Origin of the sequence: Micromonospora sp. CPCC 205546, from assembly GCF_036902715.1 — a bacterium.
Taxonomy (GTDB): domain Bacteria; phylum Actinomycetota; class Actinomycetes; order Mycobacteriales; family Micromonosporaceae; genus Micromonospora.
Window position 1 is genome coordinate 1 of the sequence record NZ_JBAKHL010000026.1, and the last position, 16,956, is coordinate 16,956.

21 protein-coding genes and 1 pseudogene are annotated in these 16,956 nt (G+C 74.6%); 9 read left to right on the forward strand and 13 right to left on the reverse strand.

Annotation, left to right across the window (positions count from 1 at the left end):
• The 5 genes from V6U77_RS14645 to V6U77_RS14665 all read right to left on the reverse strand — a co-directional run.
• Positions 1-244, reverse strand: a 244-nt coding sequence (locus V6U77_RS14645) for a hypothetical protein (protein ID WP_334606861.1), incomplete at its 3' end; no start/stop codon positions are given.
• A gap of 139 nt (positions 245-383) precedes the next feature.
• Positions 384-2,255, reverse strand: coding sequence for an ABC transporter ATP-binding protein (locus V6U77_RS14650; protein WP_334606862.1), 1,872 nt, complete (start codon positions 2,253-2,255; stop codon positions 384-386).
• A complete protein-coding gene (locus tag V6U77_RS14655; protein WP_334606863.1) occupies positions 2,252-4,069 on the reverse strand; it encodes an ABC transporter ATP-binding protein in 1,818 nt (605 codons plus the stop codon). The genes V6U77_RS14650 and V6U77_RS14655 overlap by 4 nt, the downstream gene beginning before the upstream one ends.
• A gap of 48 nt (positions 4,070-4,117) precedes the next feature.
• A complete protein-coding gene (locus V6U77_RS14660) occupies positions 4,118-4,618 on the reverse strand; it encodes a methylated-DNA--[protein]-cysteine S-methyltransferase (RefSeq protein ID WP_334606864.1) in 501 nt (166 codons plus the stop codon).
• On the reverse strand, positions 4,615-6,159 hold the full coding sequence (locus tag V6U77_RS14665; protein WP_334606865.1) for a DNA-3-methyladenine glycosylase 2 family protein: 1,545 nt from the start codon (positions 6,157-6,159) through the stop codon (positions 4,615-4,617). Before V6U77_RS14665 ends, V6U77_RS14660 begins: the two co-directional genes overlap by 4 nt.
• A gap of 140 nt (positions 6,160-6,299) precedes the next feature.
• Between V6U77_RS14665 and V6U77_RS14670 the strand changes: the two genes are divergently transcribed.
• Positions 6,300-6,782 (forward strand): hypothetical protein, encoded by a 483-nt coding sequence (locus tag V6U77_RS14670; protein ID WP_334606866.1) that lies wholly within the window; start codon positions 6,300-6,302, stop codon positions 6,780-6,782.
• A 155-nt stretch (positions 6,783-6,937) separates the two neighbouring features.
• Here V6U77_RS14670 and V6U77_RS14675 read toward each other — a convergent pair.
• Positions 6,938-7,753 (reverse strand): annotated as a pseudogene (locus V6U77_RS14675) (EamA family transporter); the annotation flags it as partial.
• 92 nt (positions 7,754-7,845) lie between these two features.
• On the opposite strand from V6U77_RS14675, the gene V6U77_RS14680 reads away from it, so the two are divergent.
• From V6U77_RS14680 to V6U77_RS14695, 4 genes are all read left to right on the forward strand, one after another.
• Positions 7,846-8,349 carry a MarR family winged helix-turn-helix transcriptional regulator gene (locus V6U77_RS14680; RefSeq protein ID WP_334606867.1) on the forward strand — a complete coding sequence of 168 codons (504 nt, stop codon included), beginning with the start codon at positions 7,846-7,848 and terminating at the stop codon, positions 8,347-8,349.
• A 121-nt stretch (positions 8,350-8,470) separates the two neighbouring features.
• Complete coding sequence (locus V6U77_RS14685) at positions 8,471-9,238, forward strand: peptidase E (RefSeq protein ID WP_334606868.1); 768 nt, start codon at positions 8,471-8,473, stop codon at positions 9,236-9,238.
• 157 nt (positions 9,239-9,395) lie between these two features.
• A complete protein-coding gene (ychF, locus tag V6U77_RS14690; RefSeq protein WP_334606869.1) occupies positions 9,396-10,478 on the forward strand; it encodes a redox-regulated ATPase YchF in 1,083 nt (360 codons plus the stop codon).
• Positions 10,479-10,508: 30 nt separating this feature from the next.
• Positions 10,509-10,964 (forward strand): Rv0361 family membrane protein, encoded by a 456-nt coding sequence (locus tag V6U77_RS14695; RefSeq protein WP_334606870.1) that lies wholly within the window; start codon positions 10,509-10,511, stop codon positions 10,962-10,964.
• Between the two features lie 81 nt (positions 10,965-11,045).
• Here the strand turns inward: V6U77_RS14695 and V6U77_RS14700 are convergent, their stop codons facing one another.
• The 7 genes from V6U77_RS14700 to V6U77_RS14730 all read right to left on the reverse strand — a co-directional run bounded on the left by V6U77_RS14700 (position 11,046) and on the right by V6U77_RS14730 (position 14,083).
• Entirely contained in the window at positions 11,046-11,264 is a 219-nt protein-coding gene (locus V6U77_RS14700; RefSeq protein WP_334606871.1) for a hypothetical protein, read from the reverse strand.
• 49 nt (positions 11,265-11,313) lie between these two features.
• The gene (locus V6U77_RS14705) at positions 11,314-11,640 is read right to left on the reverse strand and encodes a hypothetical protein (RefSeq protein ID WP_334606872.1); all 327 of its coding nucleotides are present in this window, start codon (positions 11,638-11,640) and stop codon (positions 11,314-11,316) included.
• A 79-nt stretch (positions 11,641-11,719) separates the two neighbouring features.
• Positions 11,720-12,148 carry a hypothetical protein gene (locus V6U77_RS14710; RefSeq protein WP_334606873.1) on the reverse strand — a complete coding sequence of 143 codons (429 nt, stop codon included), beginning with the start codon at positions 12,146-12,148 and terminating at the stop codon, positions 11,720-11,722.
• A gap of 60 nt (positions 12,149-12,208) precedes the next feature.
• Positions 12,209-12,544, reverse strand: a complete 336-nt coding sequence (locus tag V6U77_RS14715; RefSeq protein WP_334606874.1) for a YnfA family protein — start codon at positions 12,542-12,544, stop codon at positions 12,209-12,211.
• Positions 12,545-12,573: 29 nt separating this feature from the next.
• Entirely contained in the window at positions 12,574-12,837 is a 264-nt protein-coding gene (locus tag V6U77_RS14720) for a superoxide dismutase (protein ID WP_334606875.1), read from the reverse strand.
• A complete protein-coding gene (locus V6U77_RS14725; RefSeq protein WP_334606876.1) occupies positions 12,837-13,463 on the reverse strand; it encodes a superoxide dismutase in 627 nt (208 codons plus the stop codon). The genes V6U77_RS14720 and V6U77_RS14725 overlap by 1 nt, the downstream gene beginning before the upstream one ends.
• 263 nt (positions 13,464-13,726) lie before the next feature.
• Positions 13,727-14,083 carry a hypothetical protein gene (locus V6U77_RS14730; RefSeq protein WP_334606877.1) on the reverse strand — a complete coding sequence of 119 codons (357 nt, stop codon included), beginning with the start codon at positions 14,081-14,083 and terminating at the stop codon, positions 13,727-13,729.
• Between the two features lie 162 nt (positions 14,084-14,245).
• On the opposite strand from V6U77_RS14730, the gene V6U77_RS14735 reads away from it, so the two are divergent.
• Genes V6U77_RS14735 through V6U77_RS14750 form a run of 4 tightly spaced genes read left to right on the forward strand, consistent with a single transcriptional unit; the run spans position 14,246 to position 16,936 of the window.
• Positions 14,246-14,707: a hypothetical protein gene (locus tag V6U77_RS14735; RefSeq protein ID WP_334606878.1), complete on the forward strand. Its 462-nt coding sequence runs from the start codon at positions 14,246-14,248 to the stop codon at positions 14,705-14,707.
• The gene (locus V6U77_RS14740) at positions 14,694-15,218 is read left to right on the forward strand and encodes a DUF3995 domain-containing protein (protein WP_334606879.1); all 525 of its coding nucleotides are present in this window, start codon (positions 14,694-14,696) and stop codon (positions 15,216-15,218) included. The genes V6U77_RS14735 and V6U77_RS14740 overlap by 14 nt, the downstream gene beginning before the upstream one ends.
• A 39-nt stretch (positions 15,219-15,257) precedes the next feature.
• The gene (locus V6U77_RS14745) at positions 15,258-16,283 is read left to right on the forward strand and encodes a hypothetical protein (RefSeq protein ID WP_334606880.1); all 1,026 of its coding nucleotides are present in this window, start codon (positions 15,258-15,260) and stop codon (positions 16,281-16,283) included.
• 41 nt (positions 16,284-16,324) lie between these two features.
• Complete coding sequence (locus tag V6U77_RS14750; protein ID WP_334606881.1) at positions 16,325-16,936, forward strand: tyrosine-protein phosphatase; 612 nt, start codon at positions 16,325-16,327, stop codon at positions 16,934-16,936.
• Positions 16,937-16,956 lie beyond the last annotated feature (20 nt).

The window sequence follows — 16,956 nt, forward strand, 5'->3', positions numbered from 1 at the left end:
ACCGGAGGGTCGCCGCCGCGCCCGGCGTGGCGCCGCCCCCGGGGCGGCTGCCGGGCCCGCTGCGGGCGCGGACCGGCGCGCCCGCCGGGACGACGGCGTCGTCCGGCGCCGCCAAGGTCTCCCCGGCGGCGAGCGTGACCGGTGTCCGGCCGGCGTCGCCGAACGGCGTCCCGGCGACCGCCGCGGCACCCAGCGCGCAGGCGGCGACCACCCCGACCACCATCAACCGTCGTCCGAACCGCACTTCGCAACCCCCCTCGTCGCCGCCGTCGGGACGGGAACCCGGTGGACCGCCCCGCTCGGCGCGGTGAGTCTAGTGGCATCGACGATCGTCGTGGGGGCCGTCGATCGTGGGTGACCGGCCGGCGCGACCGACCGGGGGCTCACACCAGGGAGTCGCGCCACTGGCGGTGCAGGGCGGCGTACCGGCCACCGGCGACGGCGAGCCGGGCGGGCGGGCCGTCCTCGACGATCCGGCCGGCGTCGAGCACCAGCACCCGGTCGGCCGTCTCCACGGTGGAGAGCCGGTGCGCGATCACCAGCGCGGTGCGGTCGGCCAGGATGGTGCCGAGCGCGTGCTGCACCAGCCGCTCGGTGGGCACGTCCAGCGACGAGGTGGCCTCGTCCAGGATCAGCACCGCCGGGTCGGCCAGGAACGCCCGGGCGAACGCGACCAGCTGCCGCTGCCCGGCGGAGAGCCGGCCGCCGCGCCGCTGCACCTCGGTGGCGTACCCGTCGGGGAGGGCGGCGATGAAGTCGTGCGCGCCGATCGCCCGCGCGGCGGCCTCCACGGCGGCGTCGTCCGCGTCGGGACGGCCGAAGCGGATGTTCTCCGCGACCGTGCCGCCGAACAGGTGGGTCTCCTGGGTCACCAGCACCACGGCGCGCCGCAGCTCCGCGTCGGCGATCTCGCGCAGGTCGACCCCGTCGAGGGCGACCGCACCCGAGCCCGGGTCGTGGAATCGGGCGAGCAGCTTGGCGACGGTCGACTTGCCGGCGCCGGTCGCCCCGACCAGCGCCACGGTCTGGCCGGCCGGGACGGTGAGGTCCAACCCGGCGAGGATCGGCGCGTCGGGCCGGTAGCCGAAGGTGACCGCCCGGAAGGTGACCGCCCCGCGCCCCGGCCCGGTGGGCAGCGGCACGGGCCGGGCCGGTTCGGCCACCGCCGGCCGTTCGTCGAGCACCCCGGCGAGCTTCTCCAGCGCCGCCGTGGCCGACTGGAGCGAGTTGTAGAACTGGCTCAGCTCCTGCATCGGCTCGAAGAACCGTCGCAGGTAGAGCAGGAACGCCGCCAGCACCCCGATCCCGGTCGCCCCGCTGAGCACCCGCCAGCCGCCGTAGCAGAGCACCACGGCCACGGTGACGTTGCCGATCACCTTGATCCCCGGCGAGTACGTCGCGATCAGCCGGAACGCGTCGCGGCTGGCCCGCCGGTAGTCGTCGCTGACCGCCCCGAAGATCTCCTGGTTGCGCGGTTCCCGGCGGAACGCCTGCACCGCCCGGATGCCGCGCATCGACTCGACGAAGTGGACGATGACCAGCGCGACGGTCTCCCGGGTGCGCCGCCACGCGTCCGTCGAGGCCCGCGCGAACCAGCGGCTCAGCCAGATCAGGAACGGGAACGCGAGCAGCGTCACCGCGGCCAGCGGCACGTCCAGCCAGAGCAGGATGGCGGCGATCGACAGGATCGACAGCACGGCCAGCACCACGCCGTCGATGCCGCCGCCGACCAGCTCGCCGATCGAGTCCAGGTCGCTGGTGAGCCGGGAGACCATCCGGCCGGAGGTGTACCGCTCGTGGAACGCCACCGACAGGCGCAGGAAGTGCGCGTACACCCGCTGGCGCAGGTCGAGCAGGACGGCCTGCCCGATCCGCGCGGAGAGGATGAGGAAGCCCCGGCGGGCGGTGTACTCGACGGCGGTGGCGGCGACGAACGCGACGGCGACGGCGAGCAGCGGGCCGGGCTCGCCGGCCCGCAGCGGGACGATCGCCCGGTCGATGCCGAGCATCACCAGGTACGGCCCGGCCATCGCGGCGGCGTTCTGGCCGAGCAGCAGCGCGACGGCCAGCCCGAGGCGGCGCCGGTGCGGGCGCAGCAGGTCGCGCAGCAGCACCCGGCTGCGGGCCCGGAGCCGGGCCACCGCCTCGGGGGCGCTGTCCTCGGCGCTGCTGCGGTCCGCCTCCGGGTCGGTGGCGACGCCCCGCCACCGGGCGAGGTCCGCGCCGCTCGCGGGCCGGGCGGTGTCGCCGGTCACGAACGGACCAGACCGCGCTCGCCGGGCGGCGCGGGGGTGGGCTCGGCGGAGAGCACCGCGCGGTACGCCGGCACGCCGGCGAGCAGCTCCGAGTGCCGCCCGACGGCGGTGATCCGCCCCTCCTCCAGCAGCGCCACCCGGTCGGCGAGGGAGACCGTGGAGGGCCGGTGCACGACCAGCAGCGCGGTGGTGGTGCGCAGCACCCGCTTCAGCGCGGCCTCGACCAGTGCCTCGGTGTGCACGTCGAGGGCGGAGAGGGGGTCGTCCAGCACGAGCAGCGCGGGCCGACCGAGCACCGCCCGGGCCAGCGCCAGCCGCTGCCGCTGCCCGCCGGAGAGCGACAGTCCCTGCTCGCCCACCCGGGTGGCCAACCCCCACGGCAGCTCGTACGCGAAGTCGGCCTGGGCCAGGGCGAGCGCGGCGCGCACCTCGTCCTCGTCGGCCTCCGGCCGGCCGAGCGTGAGGTTCTCCCACACCGACATGGAGAACAGCGTCGGCTCCTCGAAGGCCACCCCGACCAGCCGGCGCAGCGCGGGCAGCCGCAGCTCGCGCAGGTCGTGCCCGTCCAGGGTGATCCGCCCGCCGGTCACCTCGTGCAGCCGGGGCACCAGGGAGAGCAGGGTGCTCTTGCCGCAGCCGGTGGCCCCGACCAGCGCCAGGGTCTCGCCCGGCTCGACGGTCAGGTCGATCTCCCGCAGCACCGGCGCGGCGGTGCCCGGGTAGCGGAACGAGACCCGTTCGAAGCGGAGCCGCCCCCGCACGTCGGCGCGGCGCGGGGCGAGCGCGTGCGGGGCGTCCACGATGGCCGGCGGGGTGTCCAGCACCTCCCGCACCCGGTCGGCGGCGGTGGCGGCCTCCTGACCGTTGGCGATGATCCAGCCCAGTGACTGCACCGGCCAGATCAGCATCAGCTGGAGGCTGACGAAGGCGACCAGCTCTCCGATGGTCAGCACCCCGCCGGCGGCGGCCGCCGCGCCGGCGACCAGCACCACCCCGAGGGTCAGGTTGGGCACCAGGTCGAGCAGAGCGGAGGTGCGGGCCAGCAGCCGACCCTTGGCGACTCCGGTGTCGTGCAGCGCCCGCGCGCCGGCGGCGAAGCGGGCGGCGAGTTCCGGCCCCCGCCCGTACGCCTTCATCGTGCGCAGCCCCTGCGCGGTCTCCTCGACCAGCGTGGCCACGTCGCCCTGCTGGTCCTGCATCCGCCGGGAGGCCGCGTGGTAGTGCCGCGCGAAGCGGCGGCTGATCAGGAACAGCGGCACCGCGCTGCCCGCCACCAGCAGCCCCAGCGCGGGGTGCAGCCGGATCAGCAGCGCCACCACGGCCAGGTAGGTCACCAGGTTGAGGACCAGGAAGAAGAGGCCGAAGGAGAGGAACCGGCGCAGCACCGACAGGTCGCTGGTGACCCGGGAGAGCAGCTGGCCGGACTGCCAGCGGTCGTGGAAGCTGGCGGGCAGCCGTTGCAGGTGGGCGTAGACGTCCTCGCGGATGGCCGCCTCGATCCGCATCGAGGACGACGACTGCACCCAGCGTCGGATGAAGATCAGCAGCGCCTCGACCAGGCCGAGCAGCAGCGCCAGCCCGGCCAGCCGGAACAACCCGGCCGGATCCTGCCGGGCCACCGGACCGTCCACCACCCGCTGGGCCACGAGCGGTACGGCGATGCCCGCCCCGGTGGCGACGAGGCCGGCGAGCAGCAGCCAGCCGAACTCGGCCGCGTGGGGGCGCAGGTAGTGGCGAAGCCGCCAGAGGCCGTGCAGCGGGTGCCGGCCGGCCTCGCCCCGGGAAGCCGGATCGCCGTCACCTTCCGCAGGCACTACCCGACGGTAGCCTCATCTGGGAGCGGCGCAGGTGTCGGTTTTCCGTCATCGCCGCTCGTGCCCGAGAAGCCACTTCTTCACGTCCAGCCCCCAGCGGTAGCCGCCGAGCGTCCCGTCGGTGCGCAGCACCCGGTGGCAGGGCACGAAGAGGGCGGCGGCGTTGCGGGCGCAGGCCGCCGCGGCGGCGCGTACGGCGGCGGGGCGGCCGGCCAGCCCGGCGAAACCGGTGTAGGTCACCGGGTCTCCCGGCTTCACCTCGCGCAGCACCTGCCAGGCGTGCGCCATGAACGCGCCCCCCGAGTGCTGCCGCACCGGCACGGCGTCGATCGCGGTCAGCTCGCCGTCCAGGTAGGACGCCACGGCGACGCTGACCGGGCCGAGGTCGGCCCGGTGCCGCAGCGGCGCCCGCAGGCTCGGGTGCACCAGGGGGAGCAGGCTCTCCGGGTCGCCGGTGAAGCCCGCCGCCCGGACCGCGCCGTCCGGGCCGGCCACGATGCTGAGCGGTCCGGCGGGGGTGGCGATGACGGTGCTGTCGTTCATGCTCATGCTGCTCTCCAGAGTCGGATCACCGCGTACGAGCGCCAGGGGCGCCAGCGGTCGGCGTACGTGTCGAGGGTCCTGGGGTCGTCGGGGAGGCCGAGGGCGGCGGCGCCCCGGCGTACGGCGAGGTCGGTGGGGAGCAGGACGTCCGGGTCGCCGAGGGCGCGCATGGCGACGTAGCCCGCGGTCCAGGGCCCGACACCGGGCAGTGCCAGCAGCCGGCGGACGCTCTCCTCCCGGTCCCCGCCCGGCGCCAGGTCGAGCGTCCCGTCGGCCACGGCCTTCGCCAGCGCCCGGATCGTCTCCCGCCGCCCCGCCGGCATCCCGAACACCTCGTCCGGCACCCCGAGCACCTCCTCGGCACTCGGAAACCCCCGCAACCGGCCCGCCCGCTCGGCTCCCTCCGCGCTCCCCGCCCCCTCGGTTGGTCGATCAAGAGGTTCGGGCTCCCGAGAGCGCTCCCCAGGTGCCCGGACCTCTTGATCGACGCCGCCGGGGCCGGGGGTGGGCGGGCGCAGGTGGGTCAGCAGGCGGGTGAGGGTGGTGCGGGCCGAGCGGACGGAGACCTGCTGACCGACGATCGCGCGCACGGCCATCTCGAAGCCGTCGACCGAGCGGGGGAGCCGGATGCCCGGCTCGGCGGCGACCGCCCCGGCCAGCGCCGGGTCGCCGGCGAGGGTGTCGTCGACGGCGCTCGGGTCGGCGTCGAGGTCGAGCAGGCGGCGGCAGCGGGCCACGGCGGGGGCGAGGTCGCGCATGTCGGTCAGCCGCAGCGTCGCCGTCACGTGTCCGTCCGCCGGGGTCAGGGCCACCTCGCCGGCACCGTGCGGCAGCCGCAGGCCCCGCCGGTACGTCCCGTCGCGCACCTCCTCGACGCCGGGCAGCGCGCGCAGCGTGAGGAAGTCCAGCAGCGCCGCCGCGTGCAACGGCGGGCGGTACGCGAGCCGCAGCGTGATCGTGCCCGCCCCGCCGGGCGCGGGGCACCGGCGGCGGGCGGTGCGCAGCTCGGACGGGGCCGTCCCGAACACCTCACGGACCGTGTCGTTGAACTGCCGGACGCTGCCGAACCCGGCGGCGAACGCGATCTCGGCCATGCCGAGCCCGGTGGTCTCGATCAGGGTGCGGGCGGTCTGCGCGCGCTGCGCCCGGGCCAGGGCCAGGGGACCGGCGCCCATCTCGGCCCGCAGCATGCGGTGCAGGTGCCGTTCCGTGTAGCCGAGCCGGGCGGCCAGTCCGGGGATGCCGTCGCGGTCGACCACCCCGTCGGCGATCAGCCGCATGGCCCGGCCGACCACGTCGGCGCGTACGTCCCACTGGGGGGAGCCCGGGGCGGCGTCGGGCCGGCAGCGCCGGCAGGCGCGCAGCCCCGCCGTCTGGGCGGCGGCGGCCGAGGGGAAGAACCGGACGTTCTGCCGCTTCGGCGTCATCGCCGGACAGGACGGCCGGCAGTAGATCCCGGTCGACGTGACGCCCGTGTAGAACCAGCCGTCGAACCGCTGGTCGCGGCTGTCGACCGCCCGGTAGCACCGCTCGAAGTCCAACTCCACGTCACCGATGATGCCCCTGCCCGGCGCCCTGGGCTCGCGGGAATCGGACGTGGCCGTGCGGGCCCGAACGGGACGCCGGAGCCGAAAGTGTCGGTTGTGGCCGGTACCGTCCGGCCACCAACTCAAGAAGGGGTGCGGCGATGGCGAGCGTGGCGGGTCGGCGGGCGGCGTCGACACGGGACGGGCACCCTCCGCTGGACGGCGCGGTGGTGCAGCGCTTCTACGACCGGATGCGCGCGGTGGCCCCGGCCGCCGTCGGTGCGATCGAACGGGACCGGGCCGGCGATCCGGGTCGGGCCTTCGGCGACACCGCCTGCGGTCGGCTCGTGCGTTCGCTCGACACCGACGGCGTGCGCGCCCTGGGGATGTGGGTGCACCACTGGTGCATGCGGTTCTACGACGACGACACCCGGGTGGCGCTGCGCCTGGTCCGCGAGATCGCGGCCCGACCCGGGCTGGGCTGGACGGCCGACGAGGTGCGCTGGATGCTCCGCGAGTCCTACGCCGCCGGTCCCGCCGCCGAGGCCCGCTTCACCCTGCCGCTGGCCGCCGCCGGGGAGTTGGCCCCCGGCGCCCTGCGGATCGAGGCGGTGGTCCCGCGCCAGGCCGGCCCCCGCGACTGACCCACCCGGCCAAGCCGGCCCGACCGATCCGCCAGGCCGGGCCCCGCGACCGATCCGCCGGCCCGGCCCGCCGCGACCGATCCGCCGGCCCGGCCCGCCGCGACCGATCCGCCGGCCCGGCGCGACGGCAGCTGCCCGGCCACGGTGGCGCCGACCGCCACGGCGAAGCCGACGAGCTGCCACCCGGTCAGCGCCTGCCCGAGCACGGCCCAGCCGAGCGCGGCGGCCGTCAGCGGGCTGAGCGCGCCGAGCAGCGAGACCTGGGTGACCGGCAGCCGGGCCGCGCCCCGGAACCACAGCGCGTACGCCAACGCCGTCCCGGCCAGCGTCAGCCACGCGTAGCCGGCCAGCGCGGGCGGGTCCGGCACGGGCGGCGCCCCCTCGACCAGCAGGGCCGCCGGCACCACCATCAGCCCGCCTGCGGTGAGCTGCCAGCCGGTGGCGGTGAGCGTGCCGACGCCCGGCGGCCGGCCCCAGCGGCGGGTCAGCACCAGGCCGGCGCCCATGGCGGCGGTGGCGGTCAGCCCGGCGGCGACGCCGGCCGGGTCGAGTCCCGCGTCAGGGCGCAGCACGACCAGGGTGACCCCGGCCAGCGCCGCGAGCGCGGCGGTCAGCGCCCGGGGGCGGGGCCGCTCGTGCAGCGCGAGCACCGTCAGCCCCGCTACCAGCAGCGGCTGGGTGGCGCCGAGCACCGCGGCGGTGCCGCCGGGCAGGTGGTACGCGGCGAAGAAGAGCAGCGGGAAGAACGCCCCGATGTTCAGCGCGCCGAGCACGGCCGCGCGCCACCACCAGGCACCCTGCGGGCGGCGCCGGGTCAGCGCGAGCAGCAGCAGGCCGGCGGGGAGGGCCCGGATCGCGCCCGACCAGAGCGGCCGGTCGGGCGGCAGCAGTTCGCTGGTGACCAGGTAGGTCGTGCCCCACGCGGTCGGCGCGGCGGCGGTGAGCAGGACGTCGGCCCAGCGTCGGTCCACGGTTCCTCCGTATGCTTGTCGCTAAGTATCTCAGCACTAAGTTACTTTGTGACGAGGCAAAGCGGGAGTGCGAGGTGCGGCACAATCGGCGGGTGACCGAGCGGGACGACGTCGACGGCATCGTCGAGCAGTGGCAGCGGGAACGGCCCGGGATGCGCCCCGAGCCGATGGCGGTCTTCGGCCGGATCTACCGGCTGGCCCGGCTCGTCGGCGACGAGCAGGAGCGCACCTACGCCCGCTGGTCGATCAGCCGGGGCGAGTTCGACGTCCTCGCCGCCCTGCGCCGCGCCGGCGCCCCCCACACGTTGGCGCCGAAGGCGCTCGCCGCCTCGCTGATGCTGACCTCCGGGGGGATGACCGGCCGCCTCGACCGGTTGGAGCGCGCCGGACTCGTTCGCCGCTCACCCGACCCGGCGGACCGGCGAGGACTCCAGGTCACGCTCACCCCGGCCGGCCTCGAACTCGTGGAGGAGGCCGTCGAGGCGGGGCTGGCCGTCCAGCGCCGGCTGCTCGACGCGCTGCCCCCCGAGGACCAGCGGCGCCTCGCCGACCTGCTGCGTACGCTGCTGGGCGCGGTCACCGACGGCGAGGGGTGAGCGGCGGCGCGGACCTCGACGACGACGGCGCTGACGCCCCGGGCCGACGCGGGTGGGCGGCCGGCCCACGGCGGTGCCGGCGTGCCGGGCGGCCGGCGGCAGGGGACGGTTCTCGGGCAGGATGGGCAGCGCCGCCCCCGACGGAAGGACGACCGTGCCCGCCAGCGAACCGACCATCCTCGCCACCAGCATGGGCATCTACGCCCCTCGCCCCGAGGGCGGGCCCCGGCGGGTCAACCCCGTCTTCGATCTCGCCGCCGAGCTGGCCGACGCCGGGGCGGAGCCGAGGATCTGCTTCCTCAACCAGGCCGAGGGTGACCAGCCGACCACGCTCGCCCGGGTCTACGAGGCGTTCGCCGGCAGCCGGTTCCGGATGACGCACCTGGCGCTGTTCCCGATGCCCAACGTCGACGACGTCCGCGCCCACCTGCTCGCCCAGGACGTGATCTGGGTGGGCGGCGGCAGCGTCGCCAACCTCTGCGCGGTCTGGCGGGTGCACGGCCTCGGCGAGATCCTGCGCGAGTGCTGGGAGGCCGGCGTGGTGCTCGGCGGCGTCTCCGCCGGCTCGATCTGCTGGCACAACGGCGGGGCCACCGACAGCTTCGGCGCCACCCTGCGAGGCTTCACCGACGGGCTGGGCTGGCTGCCCTACGGCAACGGCGTGCACTACGACAGCGAGGAGCAGCGCCGCCCGCTGATGCACCGGCTCGTCGGCGACGGCACGCTGCCGACCGCGCACTGCACCGACGACGGCACCGGTCTGCTCTACCGCGGCAGCCGGCTCGTCGAGGCGGTCGCCGACCGCGCGGGGCCTTCGGCGTACGAGGTCGCCCGCGCCGAGGACGGCACCGTCCGGGAGACCCCGATCGCGCCGCGCCTGCTGGGCTGAGCCGGCCCAGCCGGCCGGGCCGAGCCGAACGCGGGTGGATCTTGGTACGGGAGTGCCCCTGGGGAGGGGCCGTCCCGTACCAAGATCGGTCGGGCGCGCCCCGATGCGCCGGCCTGCCTGACCGGGGGTGTGGGGGACCGGCGTAAGCTGGCTCGTCGTGAGTCTCACCATCGGCATCGTCGGCCTGCCCAACGTCGGCAAGAGCACCCTGTTCAACGCGCTGACCAAGAACGACGTGCTCGCGGCGAACTACCCGTTCGCCACCATCGAGCCCAACGTCGGCGTCGTCGGGCTGCCGGACGAGCGGCTGCACACGCTCGCCGAGATCTTCAGCTCCCAGAAGGTGCTGCCCGCCCCGGTGTCGTTCGTCGACATCGCCGGGCTGGTGCGCGGCGCCTCCAAGGGGCAGGGCCGGGGCAACGCGTTCCTGGCGAACATCCGCGACGCCTCGGCCATCTGCCAGGTCGTCCGGGCCTTCTCCGACCCGAACGTGGTGCACGTCGACGGCAAGGTCTCCCCGGCCGACGACATCGAGACGATCAACACCGAGCTGATCCTCGCCGACCTGCAGACCCTGGAGAAGGCGCTGCCCCGGCTGGAGAAGGAGGCCAAGCTCCGCAAGGACCGCGCCGCCGTCGCCGCCGCCAAGCAGGCCGTCGAGCTGCTCGACACCGGCGTCACCCTCTACGCGGGCGCCAAGGACGCGGGCATCGAGCTGGAGCACCTGCGCGAGCTGCACCTGCTCACCACCAAGCCCTTCCTCTACGTCTTCAACGTCGACGAGGCCGAGCTGGCCAACGCCGAGTTCCTCGACGAGCTGCGCGCCCTGGTCGCCCCGGCCGAGGCCGTCTTCATGGACGCGAAGATCGAATCCGAGCTGGTGGACCTGCCCGACGAGGAGGCCCGCGAGCTGCTGGAGTCGATCGGGCAGAACGAGCCGGGCCTGGACCAGCTCGTCCGCGTCGGATTCCGCACGCTCGGGCTCCAGACGTACCTGACCGCCGGTCCCAAGGAGGCGCGCGCCTGGACCATTCCGGTCGGCGCGACCGCGCCGGAGGCCGCGGGCGTCATCCACTCCGACTTCCAGCGCGGCTTTATCAAGGCCGAGGTGGTCTCCTTCGGCGACCTGGTCGCGGCCGGATCGATGGCGGCGGCCAAGGCCGCCGGCAAGGTCCGGATCGAGGGCAAGGAGTACGTCATGCAGGACGGCGACGTCGTGGAGTTCCGCTTCAACGTGTAGTGGCTTTCGCGTCCTCTACTGTCTCTACCCATGACTCACCCGTACCACGTGCCCCAGCCGCCGAAGCGGCGCACGCTGCGGACCGTGTTGATCGTCGTCGGCGTGGTCGCCGTGCTGTGCTGCGGTGGTGCCGGCATCGGCGGCTTCTTCCTGTACAAGGGGGTCAAGGGCGCGACGGATCCGGCGCGGCAGGCCGCCGAGTCGTTCGTGAGCCACCTGGAGGCCGGCGATCCGGACGCGGCGTACGAGCTGTTGTGCGGCGACACGCGCGGCGGGTACACGAGGGAGGCGTTCGCACAGGGCGTCGCCCAGCAGCCGAAGATCCAGAGTCACAAGGTCGACGGCGTCAACGTGTCGAGCGTCAACGGCCGCACGTCGGCGACGGTGAACATGGCCCTGACACTCGACAGCGGCTTCACCGACCGGCACACGTTCCTGCTGGTGAAGGAGGAAGGGGCCTGGAAGGTGTGCGGCCAGCCGTACTGACCCGTGGGCAACGGGCTGGCCTGGTGCCGCCGGGCCGGATGGTGCCGCGTCGAAGGGGCCGACCCCGTACGTCGCATCTCGTCAGCTCGACCCGTCGTGGAAGTAGACGGTGGCCGACCAGCAGCCGCCGTCGGCGGTGACGTCGTTGTGCAGGACGACGTCCTGGACCTCGATGCCGGACCGCTGTTCGATGCTGTCCGCGATGCGACGCAGCAGTGCCGGGACGCTGTCCTGGCCGGGACCGACCGGGTTGGCTTGTGAGAAGTGCCTGATGGTCCACGATTCCGGCTCGGACGTCATGACGGCAGTCTGCCAGGGGCTCCGGACCGCACGAGTGGAACACCGGTTGTCATGGCGCCCCGTCAGTCCCATTCAGCTCGTCGATCACCTCCGACGGTGACCGGGCGAGCGCCGTCGCCAGCCTGCCCGGATCGTGCGGCGCGTCGACGCGCCACTGTGCCCACTCGGTGGGGCTGTAGCGGCTGAGGAACGGCCGCAGCCCCGTGTCGTCGTGCCGGGCACGGAGGCGGCGCCACAGCCCGGCCGCGTGCGCGATCTCGATCCGTACGCCGTACACCGGCAGCCCTTCGGCGGTCTCCGACGCCAGCAGCGTGGTGGCGTCGATGTCGGCGGAGGCGAACAGCTGCCGTACGGGCGTGGGGTCTGCGGCGGTCACGGGAGGCACCGTGCCAGGTGCTGTGCCGGGCGTCCACCGGGTTGCCCGGCCTGAGCGGCGGGCGGCCCTGGTCGGAGGGTCAGCGGCGGACGGCGGCCAGCGCCCCGGCGGCGACGGTTCCGAAGCCGATGGCCATCAGCGGCAGGCCCCACCCGAAGGGCAGTTCACCGACCCAGTTGATGCTGTTGCGCTCCGGCAGGGCACCCAGGCTCACCGCGACCACGGCGCTGGCGAGGAACATGCCGGCCACCGCCGCGCCAGTGGCGAGCAGAGCGAAGCCCACCGCCCGGCGGGCCCAGAGGCTGGCACCGATGGCGGTCACGAGGAGAACCACGACCCACCAGGTCCAGCCGCCTCCGACGCGCAGGTAGGCCCCGCCCGAATACGACCACAGGTATCTCTCGCTGATCCGGAACCACGGAATCAGGTAGCCGAACAGGGCGAGGGTGGTGCCGACCAGGAGCAGCGCGTCGGGTACCGGCCGATACCACGGGGGCGAGTCGTCCATGGACGCCGAAGGTAGCAGGCACCGTCATCTCGCGCCGGTCGCAGGAGCGACCGTCACCGCTCAGCCTTCGCGGGGGGCGTACATGATGACGGCGACCCCGACGAGGCAGAGGGCCGCGCCGACGAGGTCGTAGCGGTCGGGGCGGAACTTGTCGACGACCATGCCCCACGCGAGGGAGCCGGCGACGAAGACGCCGCCGTAGGCAGCCAGGATGCGGCCGAAGTTCGGGTCGGGCTGGAAGGTGGCGACGAAGCCGTAGAGGCCGAGGGCGACGACCCCGGCCGCGATCCACAGCAGCCCCCGGTTCTCGCGCCAGCCCTGCCACACGAGCCAGGCCCCGCCGATCTCGGCGAGGGCGGCGAGCAGGAACAGCAGGATGGAGCGGGCCACCGTCATGGGGTCGAAGGTAGCGGAGCCCCACCTGCTCAGCGGGCGGGCGGCCCGCCGCTGACGGCCGCGATGTGCAGGGCCAGTTCCTGCGCGACGTCCTCCATGCTCTGGCCTGTCCGGGTCCCTACGAGGCTGAGTGCCAGTTCGGCCAGGAACATGAAACCGCGGCTGCGGGCGGCCTCGTCGGGGAACATGGCGAGCAGCCGTTCCGCGCCGTCGAGGTCACCGCGGTGCCTGGCGGCGATGACCCCGGCGGCGCGTTGTGCAGCGATGAGGGCCGACCCCGGGTCGGCCGCCATCAGGGTGCCACGGTGAGCGGGTTGCCGGCGGCGCGGGCGGCGTCGAAGCGCCTGGCGACGTCGGCCCAGTCGACCAGGTCCCAGAGGCGGTCGACGTAGTCGGGACGTACGTTCTTGTACTGAAGGTAGTAGGCGTGTTCCCAGGCGTCGAAGACCAGGATCGGCGTCGAGCCGTGGCCGACGTTGCCGTGGTGGTCGTAGACCTGTTCGACGATGAGGCGCTGCGCCAGCGGCTCCCAGGCCAGAACGCCCCACCCGGAGCCCTGCACGCTCTTCGTGGCGGCGGAGAGCTGCCCGGCGAAGCCGTCGAACGAGCCGAAGTGCTCGCCGATGGCGGCGGCCAACTCGCCGTCGGGGCGGTCGCCGCCCTCCGGGGAGAGGTTGTTCCAGAAGATCGAGTGCAGGACGTGCCCGGAGAGGTTGAAGGCGAGGGTCTTCTCCAGGCCGACCAGCGCCGAGTAGTCGCCCTTGTCGCGGGCCTCGGCGAGCTGGTCGAGGGCGTCGTTGCTGCCCTTGACGTACGCGGCGTGGTGCTTGCTGTGGTGCAGCTCCAGGATCTGGCCGCTCATGGCGGGTTCGAGCGCCCCGTAGTCGTAGGGCATGTCGGGGAGCTTGTAGACGGCCATGGTGACCCTTTCGCGAGTGGAGGCTCTTCCGGTCAGTATGCCTTATTGCAAATCGATGGCAACTACGGAATATTGGCAACAGGAGCGGATCGCACGGGATTCCTCCAAGGCCGACACCGTCGGCAGGGCGCGCCTCCACACCGCGATGATCACCGGTGGAGGCGCGCCCTCACGTGCTGCCGGCGGCCCTGCCGTCACCAGGACGGCAGGCCGCACGCCTCGGTCACCGTCCGCACGCCTCGGTCACCGTCCGCACGCCCCGGTCACCGTCCGCACGCCGCTGTCGCCGCGCTGTCGGCGAGGCCGTCGAGCACGTCGACGTGTGCCGCCGGTACCCGGATGTCCAGCGTCAGCGCGTCCGGGCCGGTCCGGGAGAGGTCGAACGTGAAGAACGAGCAGCACGCCGACTCGCGCGCCGTCAGGTCCCGTGCCGTCTGCTCCGCCTGCCCGGACCCGGCCAGCCGCAACCGCAGGTGCCGCGCCGAGAGCCGCGTGACGTCGCGTACCGCGTTGCGGAAGAACCGGTCGAACTCGGCGAGTCGCAGCGGTCGTGCGGCCGTCGGCAGCGTGCACGCGTCCGGCACCCAGGCGGCACCGGCGACAGAAATATGGTCGTCCATGTCTCGACGGTAGCCCTCCGGGCCGGCGCGAGACGCTGGCCGCGAACGGGCACCGGCCCCGGCTGTGCCTGGCCTGACGCACCCGCGCTCCCTCCCATGGGGGAGGTGGTCCCCTCGCGCTCGGGAGTCGGCGCGCGGTCCGCCGGGCCTAGCGTCGAGGCCATGGACGCTTCTCCTGGTGCGCGGCGATGGCCGGCCTACGCGGTGGCGGTGCTCTTCCTCGCGTACGCCGTCGGCAAGGCCTCCTTCGCGCTCGACTCCCGGCTCGGTTTCCCGGGCGGCCCGGTCGTCCCGGCGGCCGAGCACGAACGGTACGCCCGCGACGTGATGGGGGTGGCCACGGCGCAGTGGTCGGCGGCCGCGTCGGGGGTGGCGGGCGCCTGCCTCGCCCTCGCCACGGTCACGGCGCCGGGGCGTCGGCTGCCGAGGCCGCTGATGCTGCTGGCGCTGGCGGGCATGCTGCTGGCCGTCGGGGCCGGCGCGGCGATCATGGTGGTGGACGTGTTCGTGGGCCTCGGCGTGGGCTGGCAGTGGTACCACGGGGTCCTCGGGCTCGTCGTGATCGGGCTGCTCGTGGCGATGATCCGGTCCTACGCGGTGGCGACGAGACGTGTCGCGGACTGACCGGGCGCGGGTGGGCGCGTACGGCGCGGCGGCGTGCGCGTCGGCCTACGGGGCGATGAAGCTCGCGCAGGCGCTGGGGGCCAACGCGTTGGCCGACAAGGACCCGCTCCCTCCGGAGCTGCGCGAGCGGCTGCTCGCCCGCGATCCGCTCTTCGTGGCGAGCCACTGGGTGCTGGCCGCCGCCGCGCTGGTCGGCGTCGTGGTCGCGCTGGCCACCCTGCACCCCTGGCGGTCGGCGCTGGCGCGTCGGCTGCTGCTGGCGGTCACCTGGACGCTCGGCGTCCTCATGGTCGCCCGGTCGGTCGGGGCGCTGGGGCACGGCCTCGTCGGCGACGCGCTGCTGCTGACCGGCGTCCGGCCGCCACCGGCCGCGCACGCCGCCCTGGCCCGCGACCTGGCGTGGTGGGACCTGTTGCTGTGGTCGCCGTTCTTCCTGCTCTGGGGAACGTGCTGGGCGGTGGCGGGCTGGCGGCTGGGCAGGCGGCACCGCGACGGTTCGCTGACGCCGTAGGGCCTGGGCGGACGGCGGGCGACCGCCTACGATCGCGCCATGATCACCCCGCCCCTCCCGCCCGACGCGCTGGCCCGCTACCCCGGCCTGGAGAAGCTCGGCCGCACGGCGACCCGGCTGCACCCGCGCCCGGGGGCGGTCACGGCCGCCGGGAGCCACGTGGGCGGGCCACTGCTCTGGCCGGCCGACGAGCCCTGGCCGACCTGCGACGCGCCGTACATGGTGCACGAGGAGGTGCCGATCCCGGCCGAGCTGGTGACCCGGATGCGGACGGCGGAGCGCGGGCGCAGGCAGTCGCACGTCCTGGCCGAGGGCGAGTTCGAGCTGCACCAGGAGATCGCCCGTCTGGTCGGCCCGGGCTTCACCGGCTGGGGCTCGCGCGACGGCGGCCCGGTCGTCGGCCACCGGTACGTGCCGCGACCGCATCCCGCGCCGAACCCGATGGTGGCGCTGGCGCAGTTGCGCGCCCGGGACGTCCCCGACCTGCCCCGTCCCGGCGGGGCGGACCTGTTGCAGGTGCTGTGGTGTCCGTTCGAGCACTCCGAGGGCCCGTGGGGGCCGACGGTGGAGCTGCGCTGGCGGCGGGAGTCGGAGCTGACCGACCTCCTCGCGGAGCCGGTGCGCGGCGAGGTCGGGACCGACGGTTACGTGCCCCGGCCGTGCCGGCTGCACCCGGAGCAGATCGTCGAGTACCCGCACCCGGAGGAGTTGCCGGAGGGTCTGCGGACGCTGGCCGACGAGAGGGACGAGGAGGGCGGGTACGACGACGAGGACTACGTCGACACCTTCATGGCACCCGGCTGGAAGGTCGGCGGCTACGCCAACTGGAGCCTGACGGACCCGCACCCGACCCCGTGCCCCCGCTGCGCCGGTCCCACCACGCTGGCCCTCGTCGTCGACTCCTCCGAGCGGGGCCCCGGGCGGTGGCAGCCGACGCGGGCGGACGGCGAGCCGGATGACGACCGGGACGAGCCGACCGGGGTGGTCGTCGGCCGGCACGGCGCGCTGCGCATCTTCGTGTGCCTGAGCTGCCCGGACGTGCCCTTCCTGCTCGACCAGCAGTAGGAGCCACCGTGCCGTCGGGCGAAGACAGGGAAGTGGGCCGGATGGATCTCGACTGGTCGGGCTGTCGGAACGCCCGCGACCTCGGCGGTCTGCCCACCGTGGACGGCGGCCGCATCCGAGCCGGCGCCCTGCTGCGGTCGGACGGCCACCATCTCCTGACACCTGCGGCGGTCGAGTCCGTGCGGTGTGGCCCGGTCAGCCGCATCGTCGACCTGCGCTGGTCGTGGGAGTGCGAGCGGCGTCCCAGCCCGCTCGCGGGCGAACCGATCTATCGCCACGTCCCGATGCTCAACGACGTCCTGGGCTATGAGCCGCCGCCCGACACCTATGCCCCGATGCTCGACCACAACCGGTCGCGCATCGGCACGGCCTTCCGGGCGGTGGCCGAGGCCCCGCCGGGCGGCGTCGTCGTGCACTGCCACGGAGGCCGGGACCGCACGGGAGTGCTCGTGGCGCTCCTGCTGACGGTGGCGGGCGTCGCCGCCGATGTCGTCGCCGCGGACTACGCGCGCACCGAGGGCTGCTCGCCCGAGGCGATGCTGCACACGCTGGCGCACCTGGACGACCGCTACGGCGGCGCGACGCCGTACCTCGCCAGGGCCGACATCGAGCCCGGGACCGTCGCGGCGGCGCGCGCCCGCCTGAGGGAGTAGCGGGACGGGTGATCGTGGAG

Coding starts and splice junctions, on each gene's coding strand:
- V6U77_RS14730 (WP_334606877.1), bottom strand. CDS start 14,083: ATGGACGACCATATTTCTGTCGCCGGTGCCGCCTGGGTGCCGGACGCG.
- V6U77_RS14745 (WP_334606880.1), top strand. CDS start 15,258: ATGATCACCCCGCCCCTCCCGCCCGACGCGCTGGCCCGCTACCCCGGC.
- V6U77_RS14720 (WP_334606875.1), bottom strand. CDS start 12,837: ATGGCGGCCGACCCGGGGTCGGCCCTCATCGCTGCACAACGCGCCGCC.
- V6U77_RS14710 (WP_334606873.1), bottom strand. CDS start 12,148: ATGGACGACTCGCCCCCGTGGTATCGGCCGGTACCCGACGCGCTGCTC.
- V6U77_RS14715 (WP_334606874.1), bottom strand. CDS start 12,544: ATGACGGTGGCCCGCTCCATCCTGCTGTTCCTGCTCGCCGCCCTCGCC.
- V6U77_RS14660 (WP_334606864.1), bottom strand. CDS start 4,618: ATGAGCATGAACGACAGCACCGTCATCGCCACCCCCGCCGGACCGCTC.
- V6U77_RS14695 (WP_334606870.1), top strand. CDS start 10,509: ATGACTCACCCGTACCACGTGCCCCAGCCGCCGAAGCGGCGCACGCTG.
- V6U77_RS14685 (WP_334606868.1), top strand. CDS start 8,471: ATGGGCAGCGCCGCCCCCGACGGAAGGACGACCGTGCCCGCCAGCGAA.
- V6U77_RS14750 (WP_334606881.1), top strand. CDS start 16,325: ATGGATCTCGACTGGTCGGGCTGTCGGAACGCCCGCGACCTCGGCGGT.
- V6U77_RS14735 (WP_334606878.1), top strand. CDS start 14,246: ATGGACGCTTCTCCTGGTGCGCGGCGATGGCCGGCCTACGCGGTGGCG.
- V6U77_RS14700 (WP_334606871.1), bottom strand. CDS start 11,264: ATGACGTCCGAGCCGGAATCGTGGACCATCAGGCACTTCTCACAAGCC.
- V6U77_RS14670 (WP_334606866.1), top strand. CDS start 6,300: ATGGCGAGCGTGGCGGGTCGGCGGGCGGCGTCGACACGGGACGGGCAC.
- V6U77_RS14725 (WP_334606876.1), bottom strand. CDS start 13,463: ATGGCCGTCTACAAGCTCCCCGACATGCCCTACGACTACGGGGCGCTC.